Source organism: Arthrobacter crystallopoietes BAB-32 (genome assembly GCF_000328305.2).
GTDB classification, from domain to species: Bacteria; Actinomycetota; Actinomycetes; order Actinomycetales; family Micrococcaceae; genus Crystallibacter; species Crystallibacter crystallopoietes_A.
Genome location: NZ_ANPE02000172.1, coordinates 1 through 10,510 on the forward strand (window position 1 = coordinate 1; position 10,510 = coordinate 10,510).

At 64.3% G+C, this 10,510-nt stretch carries 10 protein-coding genes; 4 read left to right on the forward strand and 6 right to left on the reverse strand.

Features of this window, described 5'->3' with window-relative positions:
- A partial coding sequence (locus D477_RS14020) for a PASTA domain-containing protein (RefSeq protein WP_005270366.1) occupies positions 1-779 on the forward strand: 779 nt, incomplete at its 5' end.
- A 27-nt stretch (positions 780-806) separates the two neighbouring features.
- A complete protein-coding gene (gene pknB / locus D477_RS14025; protein WP_005270368.1) occupies positions 807-2,789 on the forward strand; it encodes a Stk1 family PASTA domain-containing Ser/Thr kinase in 1,983 nt (660 codons plus the stop codon).
- Positions 2,790-2,813: 24 nt separating this feature from the next.
- Here pknB and D477_RS14030 read toward each other — a convergent pair whose 3' ends face one another.
- The 3 genes from D477_RS14030 to D477_RS14040 are packed head-to-tail and all read right to left on the reverse strand — an operon-like array spanning position 2,814 to position 4,447.
- Entirely contained in the window at positions 2,814-3,458 is a 645-nt protein-coding gene (locus tag D477_RS14030; RefSeq protein ID WP_005270373.1) for an aminodeoxychorismate/anthranilate synthase component II, read from the reverse strand.
- 2 nt (positions 3,459-3,460) lie between these two features.
- Positions 3,461-3,625 (reverse strand): hypothetical protein, encoded by a 165-nt coding sequence (locus D477_RS22740; protein WP_005270376.1) that lies wholly within the window; start codon positions 3,623-3,625, stop codon positions 3,461-3,463.
- 3 nt (positions 3,626-3,628) lie between these two features.
- The gene (locus D477_RS14040; RefSeq protein ID WP_005270377.1) at positions 3,629-4,447 is read right to left on the reverse strand and encodes a class E sortase; all 819 of its coding nucleotides are present in this window, start codon (positions 4,445-4,447) and stop codon (positions 3,629-3,631) included.
- A gap of 213 nt (positions 4,448-4,660) precedes the next feature.
- On the opposite strand from D477_RS14040, the gene D477_RS14045 reads away from it, so the two are divergent.
- Entirely contained in the window at positions 4,661-4,909 is a 249-nt protein-coding gene (locus D477_RS14045) for a cell division protein CrgA (RefSeq protein WP_043847065.1), read from the forward strand.
- 95 nt (positions 4,910-5,004) lie between these two features.
- Here D477_RS14045 and D477_RS14050 read toward each other — a convergent pair whose 3' ends face one another.
- Both D477_RS14050 and D477_RS14055 read right to left on the reverse strand, forming a co-directional pair.
- Entirely contained in the window at positions 5,005-6,186 is a 1,182-nt protein-coding gene (locus D477_RS14050; protein WP_005270390.1) for an NAD(P)-dependent malic enzyme, read from the reverse strand.
- A gap of 1,081 nt (positions 6,187-7,267) precedes the next feature.
- Positions 7,268-8,299, reverse strand: coding sequence for a 1-aminocyclopropane-1-carboxylate deaminase/D-cysteine desulfhydrase (locus D477_RS14055; RefSeq protein WP_005270392.1), 1,032 nt, complete (start codon positions 8,297-8,299; stop codon positions 7,268-7,270).
- Positions 8,300-8,401: 102 nt separating this feature from the next.
- Between D477_RS14055 and D477_RS14060 the strand changes: the two genes are divergently transcribed.
- A complete protein-coding gene (locus D477_RS14060) occupies positions 8,402-8,875 on the forward strand; it encodes an Lrp/AsnC family transcriptional regulator (protein ID WP_005270394.1) in 474 nt (157 codons plus the stop codon).
- 609 nt (positions 8,876-9,484) lie between these two features.
- Here the strand turns inward: D477_RS14060 and D477_RS14065 are convergent.
- The gene (locus D477_RS14065) at positions 9,485-10,162 is read right to left on the reverse strand and encodes a rhomboid family intramembrane serine protease (RefSeq protein ID WP_005270396.1); all 678 of its coding nucleotides are present in this window, start codon (positions 10,160-10,162) and stop codon (positions 9,485-9,487) included.
- Positions 10,163-10,510: the final 348 nt, after the last annotated feature.

The window sequence follows — 10,510 nt, forward strand, 5'->3', positions numbered from 1 at the left end:
ACCGGCCGCTGGGCGCGGAACGCGCCTGGACCGAATCGGACGTCGACGACGAGGGCGAACAGGCCCCGCCGCCAGCCGCCCGGCCGAAGAAGCGCAGCCCCTGGACCTGGCCCTTCGTAGGGCTGATCCTGCTCGTGCTGTTCGCTCTGCTCGGCGCCTGGCTGGTACCCATGCTGACCGCCGGAGAAGACCCAAGCGAAACGGCGACGGCCACGCGGACGACCCGCTCGGCGTCGCCCACTACCACCAGCGCGAGTCCCACGCAGACCCAGGAAACGCAAACCCAGACGCAGACCCGGCCCGAGACACCGGAGACCGTCCAATTGAATCCAGTGCGATTCCAGGGCCGGCCCTTCGACGAGGTGCGGGCGGAGCTGGAAAGCCTGGGCTTTGAGGTGGACGGCCAGCAGGTTGAAGACAATGCGGCCGAAGGCACCGTTCTCGATATCTTCCCCTCGGGAGCCGTCGAGCGCGGGGCCACCATCAGGGTCACCTATTCGGAAGGCCCCGGCACCATCCAGGTTCCCGGCGGCCTGACCGGCCAGGAGGAACAGCAGGTCCGCGAAGCGCTGCTCAGCGCCGGCCTGGTTCCGCAGAAGTCCGGTGAGGAGCCCAGTGATGAGCCGGCCGGAACCGTGCTGCGGATCGATCCGGGCGAGGGCTCGGAGGTGCCCAACGGCGCCACTGTCAGCTACGTGGTTTCCAGCGGCCCGGAGGAAACAACGGAGCCGGCGGAAACCCCCACACTGCCCACGACCGGTCCCGATTCGGAAGGATAGCCGACTCCAGCTGGCGCGGATCGGAAGATGGAAGGTAAGTATTCGGTGGAATCGTCACAGATCCTCAACGGACGTTACGAAGTAGGTGAGCTCATCGGCCGCGGTGGCATGGCCGATGTGCACCTCGGCCGTGACATCCGCCTCGGACGCACCGTGGCGATCAAGCAGCTGCGGCCCGATCTGGCGCGCGACCCGGTGTTCCAATCCCGGTTCCGCCGGGAAGCCCAAGCCGTCGCCGGGCTGAACCATCCGGCCATCGTGGCCGTCTACGACACCGGCGAGCAGGAACTGCCCGGCGCGGCCACCCATGACGTCAAGGCTCCCTTCATCGTGATGGAGTACGTCAGCGGCCGCACACTCCGGGACCTCATCAGGTCCGGTGAACTCACCATCGACCAGGCGGTCGACCACACCCTCGGAGTCCTCGCCGCGCTGCGCTACAGCCACCGCTCCGGGATCGTGCACCGTGACATCAAACCCGCCAACGTCATGGTGACCCCGGACGGGCAAGTCAAGGTCATGGACTTCGGCATCGCCCGTGCCCTGGCCGACTCCGCCGCCACGATGACCCAGACCCAGGCGGTCCTGGGGACGGCGCAGTACCTCTCGCCCGAACAAGCACGCGGCGAGGCGGTGGACGCGCGCAGCGACCTCTATTCCGCCGCCTGCCTGCTCTACGAAATGCTCGCCGGAAGGCCGCCTTTCGTGGGCGACAGTCCGGTATCGGTGGCGTACCAGCATGTGCGGGAACAGCCGGACCCTGCCAGCCGCTTCAATCCCGAAGTCGGCGCGGCCTTGGATTCGGTGCTGGCCCGTGCGCTGCAGAAGGACAAGGCAGACCGTTTCCAGGATGCCGCGTCCTTCAGCGCCGCCTTGGAAGGCGCCCGCGAGGGTATCGCCGTCGCCCCCGCGGGGGAGGCCCGCACCGAAGCAATGCCGGCGCAGGCCGCCCCCACCGCTGCCTTCAGTGCCGCACCCCTTCCGGTGCCGGTCACGCAGGCCGGCCATGCCGCACCGTTCACCCCGGAGGCCGGCGAATCGCCGGACGAAGAGTACGACGGCGCGGACTTCACCGGCCCGATCACGGGCGAACAGCACACGGCTGCACTGTCGCTCGGCATGCAGCCTGAGGACGACGCGGAGGAGGCCTCCCGCCGCCGCTCGCGCCGCCGCGCCTGGACAACCACGCTCATCATTGCCCTCGTGCTGCTGCTGGCTGCCGGCGCCTTCTTCCTGTTCAATTTCCTCCGCAACGCCGAACCGGACCCGGTTGCCGTACCGCCGGTGGCCGGCTTGGAGCAGACGGAGGCGGCCAACGCCATCAACCGGGCCGGGCTGAACCCCATCATCGAAGAACAGTTCAGTGACGAGGTGGATGCCGGCAAAGTCATCGACTCGGATCCCGCCGATGGGGAAATGGTCCTGCCCGACAGCGAGGTGCGCCTCTTCGTCTCGCAGGGCAAGGAATTCGCCAACATCCCGGAAAACCTCAGCGGCCGCACAGAAGGCGAAGTCCGCGACATGCTGCGCCAGCTGGGCGTGAATCCCGGTGAGAACATTTCGGCCAACAGCGCCACCGTGCCGCAGGGCAACGTGATCGGCACGGATCCCAGGGCGGGGGAGAAGGTGCGGACCGGCTCCACGGTGGACCTGGTGATCTCCACCGGCATGGTGACGGTGCCTGAGCTGATCAGCAAGACCGAGGCCGAAGCCATCAGCCTGCTGCAGGACGATCCTGCCGTCGCCCTGCCCTACCGCGTGGTCAGGGTCGAGAACGAAGTGGTGGCCCCCGGCACGGTGGTCGCCCAGAGCCACGAGGCGGGCAGCGACGTCGCCCAAGGCACGGAAGTCACCATCAGCGTCGCCATCGAACCGGAAAAGGAGACTCCGGCGCCGGAGGAGACGGAGGACAACTCCGGCAATCGCGGCTCCGGTGACAGTGGCAACGAGGACAACGGCGGAAACGGCGGCAATAACGACGACGACCGCCGGAACCGCGGGAACGACTAGCCCGGACAGCCGCCCCGGGCGGTGCTAGCGGCTAATCAGCGGGCTCAGCGCGGCAGCCTTGGCCGCGGCACCCTCCATGCCCAGGGATTCGAGCCAGTTGCCCAGCATCAGGTAGCCCGACTCCGTCAGCACGGATTCGGGGTGGAACTGCACGCCCCACAGCGGCGCCGTACGGTGCGCCAGCCCCATGACCACGCCGCCCTCGGTCTCCGCGGTAATCTCCAGCTCGGCAGGAATGGTGGCGCGGACGGCGGCGAGCGAGTGGTAGCGCGTGGCCGTAAACGGACTCGGCACCCCGGCGAAGACGTTCTGCCCATGATGCACCACGTGCGAGGTCTTGCCGTGCATCAGTTCCGGCGCATGCGTGACCGTGCCGCCGTAGGCTTCGGCCAGCGCCTGGTGGCCCAGGCAGACGCCCAGCATCGGTTTCCGCTGTTCGCCGCACCACTTGATCAGCTCGATGCAGACTCCGGCTTCGGCCGGATTGCCCGGGCCGGGGGAGATGAGCACGCCATCGCGGGACGAAGCGAGCTCGGCCGCTTCCTCCAGGGTGACGTCGTCGTTGCGGACCACGGTGGTTTCGGCTCCGAGCTGCTGCAGGTAGCCCACCAGGGTGTAGACGAAGCTGTCGTAGTTGTCGACAACCAGAATGCGCGGGGTGTTGGTCATGATTACTCAGTGACGCCAATCGTCGAGTCGGTCAGGGGATTGAACTGGGACAGCCACGGGAAAACGTACTCCATCAGCAGCAGCACGGCCGCGGCGACCAGCAGGAGGGACAGCAGGATGCGCATCCACAGCGGTCCCGGCAGGTTGCGGAAGATCCAGGCGTACACGCGTCAGCCTCCCTTTCCATAGAACTCGGCAACCCGCTCGGCTATTTCCTCCGGCGGCCCCTCCGAGGCCGGCTGCCAGGATTCCATCAGCGCGTAGGCGATGATCCGCTCCTCGGCTCCGAACCGGGGGTTGCAGGCTGTCATGGTCAGGTAGCGTTCGCTCGGCTTCGCGTCAGGCATGGCAGGCACCGGAGCGATCACTTCGACCTGGTCCGGCATGACTATTTCGTTGTTGCGGAACACGTACGTGTAGAAGCCGTCCTTGGTCTGGATGTAGATCTTGTCGCCCGGCACCAGCGTGTGGATCAGATCGAGCACCTGGCCATGCGTCTGCCGGTGGCCGGCCACGGCGAAATTGCCCACCTCGCCCGGCATTTGCGTACCGGGGTAGTGCCCCAGTCCCAGGGTGTCGAGCACCTCGAGGCTGACCCCGCCGGTCAGCGGCCGCGCGTGGTCCTCGCCGAACCGCGGAATGTAGATGACGCCGAAAGTCTCGCCCTCGGCCGGTTCCCCCAACACCGGCGGGACTGCCGGATCAGGCGAGGCACCGCCGTCGTTCTTTTCCGCTGGCGGCACAGGCGCCTGCTGGAATTCCTCGAACAGGCCGGTGAGGGCCTCGTCCTGCTTCTGGTTGGCCTCGATATTTGTCCACCACAGCTCCCAGGCCAGGAACAAAAGCAGCACCACGCCCGCCGTGATGAGCAGTTCACCGAATACCTGGACAATGATCTGTACGGGTCCGCGACGCCGCTGCTGGTTGCCGTTGCGCTTGCGTCGGGCAGACCGGCGTGTCGGCGCAGTTGCTTCCATCACGTCCGTCATGGCCCTCCCGAAATCACCGAAGCTGCTGCGGCCGCGGCACGCTCGTGGCAAGGCCACGGCCGAAAGCAGTATTAGCTAGACTGAAGCAGCGAGATTGCGCTGGTTTTCCAAGTCTCCCTAAGCAGAATACCTTGTACGGCCAGCCGCAATTGTCCGTCTTTCCAATAACGACGGCGGCCCGCCCACCTTAGTGCCGGACCGCGAGGAGGATCAGTGCCAGAGTCGAAGCCCCGTAAGCGGACCGAACGCAGGCCCCAGGCGGCTGCACCTGAGTACAAGCCGAACCCGGTGTGGTTCAAGCCGGTGATGTTCGGCCTGATGATCATCGGCCTCCTCTGGATCATCGTTTTCTACATCACCGAGGCGCAGTGGCCGATCGCCGCAGCCGGCTCCTGGAACATCCTCATCGGATTCGGCATCGCGATCGTCGGCTTCATGATGACCACCCGCTGGCGCTCCTGACACACCGTCTTTAGCCACGTCTGACAAGCCGTCGTTAACCAAAAGGTGCCCGCCGCTGTCATCGACGCGGCGGGCACCTTTGGTGTTCGGGCAGACTAGGCTTGTTCGGCCTCGGCCGCCGCCATGACTGCAGCGGTTACGGCCGGAGCCACCCGGGCATCCAGCGGGCTCGGAATGATGTAGTCGGCGCTCAGCTTCTCGGCGGCGATTTCCGCGATGGCGTTGGCCGCGGCCACCTTCATCCCGGACGTGATCCGGCGCGCTCCGGAATCGAGGGCGCCGCGGAAGATCCCGGGGAAGGCGAGCACATTGTTGATCTGGTTTGCGAAGTCGCTCCGGCCGGTGGCCACGACCTTGGCGTACTTGGCTGCAATCTCCGGGTGGACCTCCGGATCCGGATTCGACAGCGCGAAGACGATGGCGTCTTCCGACATGCCCGCCAGCGCCTCCTCGGGAACAGTGCCGGCCGATACGCCGACAAAGACGTCCGCGCCGGCCAGCGCCTCAACGATCCCGCCCGTCGTGCCGCGCGGGTTGGTGCGCGCGGCATACTCGGCCTTGACCTCGGTCAGATCTTCGCGTCCGCTGTGGATAACGCCGCGCGAGTCCAGGATCGTCACATCGCTGATGCCGGCCGCCAGGAGGATTTCCGCCACGGCGATGCCAGCCGCACCGGCCCCGGAGATGACGATCTTGAGCGACGAGGATTCCCGGCCGACGAACTTGGCCGCATTCATGAGGGCGGCGAGCACGACGACCGCAGTGCCATGCTGGTCGTCATGCATCACGGGCATGTCCAGGGCCTCGATCAGCCGCGCTTCGATTTCGAAGCAACGCGGAGCCGAAATGTCCTCGAGGTTGACAGCACCAAAGCTGGAGCGCATGCGGACGACGGTTTCGACGATCTCGTCCACGTCGTTGGATTCGATGACCAGCGGGATGGAATCCAGCCCGGCGAACTGCTTGAAGAGCGCGGCCTTGCCTTCCATCACCGGCAGCGAGGCACTGGCGCCGATGTCGCCGAGGCCGAGCACCGCGCTGCCGTCGCTAACGACGGCGACGAGCCGTGAGGCCCAGGTGTACTGGCGGGCAAGTTCCGGTTCCGCATGGATGGCGCGGCTAACCTGCGCGACTCCCGGTGTGTAGGCGATGGACAGGTCGCGCTTGGATTCCAACGGAGCGGTCAGGCCAACTTCGAGCTTCCCGCCCTCGTGTGCGGCAAAGATCTCGTCCGTGGTGAGTTCGATGGGAGACGTGTTGATAACTTCGGCAGTCACTTGTCATTCCTTTTCGTCAGCTCCGGATGACCGGAGGTGCGCATGGTGGTCGGGCAACGCGGCGCGTGCTTGAAGGAGGCACGTATGAGGGGCGGCTGATCCTCTACCTGGCAGGCCGCGGGGCTCGCGGCGGCTGCACCGGATGCGGTAATGCACAGCGTTACTTGCTCGACCGTCGCCCGGTTCTGCCGGCGACCGTCTGCAGGCGGTCGGCTGGTCGAGCCGACGCTAGTTTCCCAACGCTACCGGAAGTCGGACCATCCGCGAATCCATATTTCAGCGAAGCTTTCCAATATTTCGCTATCAGGACGGTTATCGCGTCCCGCGAGCCGCGCTGCGGGTCCTCCTGCTTAGCCGACCCCGGCTTCAAAGCTTCCCCAAGGGTTTGCTGAAACTGTTAAGCGGCTCAGAGTTCGACATTATCAAGCCCTGTGGTTTTCACAGTTGTGCAGAAAGTTTTCCACACCAGTGCAAAACTTTCGGGGATAACTTGCTCCTCATGCTTTGGGACCGCCTAGTTGAACGTTTCATGAGTAAAAATCACACATTTGTAAGTTATCCACCCTGTGTATAACTCGTGTGGATAAGTGGCAGTGGACTGTGAAATCCCAAGTCTTGTCCGCCCCGAGCTCCGCAGGCCGGGTTAGCTTCCGTCCTGGATCTTGGCACACAGGTCGCCAGGGGAGGCAGAATTATCGACTCTCTCCGCGCTGGGGGATCTGTCCTCAAGTCCCGCAGTTTTCACAGTTGTGCAGAAAGTTATCCACAGAGGTGCAAAACCAGCGGGGAAAACCTGCTTCCATGTAGCCTTCGACCCGCCATGGAGCCTTAAATCGGCGGGAATCACATGCCTGTAAGTTATCCACGCTGTGTATAACCCTTGTGGATAACGCAGACTGAATGTGAAGTACCAGGGGCAAGCGCGGCCGGCGGCAGCCTCACGCGGCATGTCGCGGTCGGATTTTCGCGTTGACGCCGCCGGCGGTTGGGATGGTGGTGCCGCATCTTCTTATGCCGTGCAGCCCGCTGCTTTGAGTGGTCATCCGCGCTGTCGATGGATGACCGGACCGACAGGATGCGCTCAGAGGCGGATGTCCCGGAGGCGAGCAAGGCTCGACCAGATGGTCGAGGTGTAGCTCGGGTCGAAAATCGCATGGTATCCGCCGGTATGCCAGAACAGCACCGGTCCTTCGATCGTTTTCCTGCGAGCCATATCGATGATCGCTGCGACCGCTTTTGCCGTATACACAGGGTCGACCACGATTCCCTCGAGACGTGCCATCAGGTCGACGGCCTCCATGACGCCCGCGGCTGGCTTCCCGTAGCCTTCTCCCAGGTAGTCCTCGGTCATCTCGAGGTCGGAGGGAGCGATGCTGATGGAGGGTGCGATGAGGCTTGCGGCCTCGTTTGCGAGCCGAAGATAGTTCCCCGGCACATCGTCGTACACCTCTCCCGCGACGATGACACCGATGATACGAGTCGCCTTCCGGCTGATAGCTCGCCCGAGCGTGAGCCCCGCGTGCGTGCTCCCCGCGGAGCTGGCGTGCACGATCGTGTTGAACGTGGCTCCCTGTGCCTGAATTTGCTCGTCCGCTTCGATGTATGCGCGCGCGAAGCTTGTGGCGCCTCGGCCAGTAGCGGAACCGATGGGAAGTCGGTAGACGCGCTCACCGCCAGCCTCGAGTTCCCGGATGACATCCTCGGCCAGCCGAGCAAGCTCCACCCAGGAAACATCACCAACAAGGCGGAGATCGGCTCCGAACAGGGCATCAAGGAGAAGATTTCCCACGGGCTCCTTCGGCTCATCATGGCAGAGCACGAGGGTACACTTCATCCCGATCGCCGCAGCAGCGGCGGCGGCCGCTCGTGTTGCGTTGGAATGGCGGGAGCCTTCGGTCACAATATGGGTGGCGCCCAGAGCCTTCGCGTGCGCGAGCTCCATCTCCAACTTGCGCACTTTGTTGCCGGCAAGGCCTACTGAGCCCAGGTCGTCGCGCTTGGCCCAAACCTCGATGCCGAGCTCCTCACTCAATCGGGGCAGGAACTGCACGGGGGAGGTGAACCCTCGCAGATCGATTCGCGGCAAGTTGATCGTCTGTGATGCTGTAGTCATACCGCCAAAACCTAGGCCGGGAAAGACGTATGCACAACCACGCGAAATTTGGGCGTGCATATGCAAGGTTGAAGGGCGCACTGGCCGGGTATTCTCTGTCACATGTACAGCCTTGACGCGATTGATGCCCGCATACTGCTTGCCAGGGATAGCTCTCAGGATGCTTCGCTCATTGAGATAGGCAACCGACTGGGGGTGTCCCGGAACACGGTCCACGCACGCCTGAAGAGGCTCCGCGATGCCGACGCGCTCGGACCGCCCAGCGCCGCGCTCTCTCCCGCAGCTCTCGGAAGGCCGCTCCTTGCCTTCGTAACGCTATCGGTGTCGCAGCAATCGATCGACTCCGTGTATGCCGCGATCGCTGCGATCCCAGAAGTTGTCGAAGCGCACACCACCACCGGTGATGCAGACCTCATGCTTCGAGTGGTTGCAAGCGACACGGTCGACCTGCACCGAATCACGCAAAGCATCCAGCTGGCGCCGGGTGTGCAACGCAGTAGTACCTCTGTCGCGACGACCGAAGTCATCCCGCACCGAATGTCCCTCCTCCTACAACGACTAGCGGTGGAACACTGACCCTTGACCGGCAGGCACAGCCCAGCAGGAGCCCCTAACGGGAACTTGAACGCGACTGTCCACATCGAGGCACCAAGTTAGGCCATCGGCCGCGAGCAAGAGCGCTTCTTCACCGAGGGTCTGCCGGCATGGCCTTGGTCTCAGCGCGGCTGCATCGCCAGGACCGGAGGCCGATCGGTGGATCACTGCTAAGCAAGGCCGCCACCCTCACGAAGTCGCAGCCGAGGCTCCGCGGCCATCACCACGACAACTGGATGCGCAGCCCGGGGGATTGCTGACGTCGGAGGAATCGGGGCAGTACTCAAGGATCCGAACATCGGCTTCAAGCTGAGCAGCGATCTTGCTATACCCACTTGTGCACAGAGTTTTCCACAGCAGTGCATAAAGTTCCTCCGGCGGTCCAACGGATAGCCTTGCTGCCCTGCAATAGCCCGTCCACATGTGTGGAATTACATGTGTGTAAGTTTTCCCCGCTGTGCATAACTCCTGTGGATAAGGAGCAATCCGCGGTGAAAAACTCGGGGATGAAGTCCGGGACTGGCGTTTTAAACAGTGCGGCCGGCCTGCTCCGCGGGTGTGGGGCAAACCGGCCGTCAGGGGCGGGGACGCTCAGGCCATGCTCTTCAAGGCTGTGACACCGGCCAGCAGCAGGAAAAGGAGAAGGAGTCCGCCGACTTGCAGCGCTGTGCGGTTCTTCCCCCGCGGCGCATAGGCCAAGGCAAGCGCAGCCAGGGCGCCCACGGCAAGACCGCCCAAGTGGGCCTGCCAGGAGATCCCAGAGACTACGAACCCCAGGACCACGTTGATGCCGATCAGCACCAACAAGGACTTCACGTCGCCGCCGCGCTGCCGTTGGACGATGAACAAGGCGCCGAAGAGGCCGAAGACAGCGCCGGAGGCACCTAGGACGGGTACATTCGGTGCAGACAGCAGCAGAACGGCCACTGACCCGCCGAACGCCGAAAGCAGATACAGCGCCAGGAAACGCAGCCTGCCGAGCAGCGGTTCCAGATGGTTGCCCAGGATCCACAGGGCGTACAGGTTGAACGCAATGTGGAGGATGAAGCCCTGTGAATGGAGGAATGCGCTGGTGATCATGCGCCACGGTTCGGCATCGTAGATCGGGTTGGGCAAGGTATACAGCGGCGCGTACCAGAACCTCTCCGTGAATCCGGGCACCAGCCACTGCAGCAGGAAGGCCCCGGCGCAGAGCGCCATCAGCGTCATCGTCACCACAGGCTTGCCCGGCGCGGCCACCCCGCCGTAAACCGTACGTTGGACCGGCATACTGCGCGCCGTCTCCCGCACGCAGTCGATGCACTGCACGCCTACCGCTGCGCTGCGCTGGCATTCCGGGCAGGCAGGGCGGCCGCACCGCTGGCACCGCACATACGAAACGCGGTCCGGGTGGCGCGGGCAGACCGGCGCGGCGGACGTCGGCGGTTGCGCCGGCATTCCATAAGACATGGACGAAGATCTCCTGGAAAAGAGCGATCCCCGCCCAATCCAAGGGCGGACGGGGCGGGGACGATGATCTGGCTAAAGCTTCTCGACCGTGATGTTCCGGATGACAACGTCTTCCAGCGGCTTGTCGCGCATGTCCGTGGCCACGTTGTTGATCTTATCGACGACGGC

What these genes read in the sequence shown, in the direction of transcription:
- pknB (WP_005270368.1), top strand. Translation starts at nt 807, where the DNA reads ATGGAAGGTAAGTATTCGGTGGAATCGTCACAGATCCTCAACGGACGT.
- D477_RS14030 (WP_005270373.1), bottom strand. Translation starts at nt 3,458, where the DNA reads ATGACCAACACCCCGCGCATTCTGGTTGTCGACAACTACGACAGCTTC.
- D477_RS14040 (WP_005270377.1), bottom strand. Translation starts at nt 4,447, where the DNA reads ATGACGGACGTGATGGAAGCAACTGCGCCGACACGCCGGTCTGCCCGA.
- D477_RS14055 (WP_005270392.1), bottom strand. Translation starts at nt 8,299, where the DNA reads ATGACTACAGCATCACAGACGATCAACTTGCCGCGAATCGATCTGCGA.
- D477_RS14060 (WP_005270394.1), top strand. Translation starts at nt 8,402, where the DNA reads ATGTACAGCCTTGACGCGATTGATGCCCGCATACTGCTTGCCAGGGAT.
- D477_RS14065 (WP_005270396.1), bottom strand. Translation starts at nt 10,162, where the DNA reads ATGCCGGTCCAACGTACGGTTTACGGCGGGGTGGCCGCGCCGGGCAAG.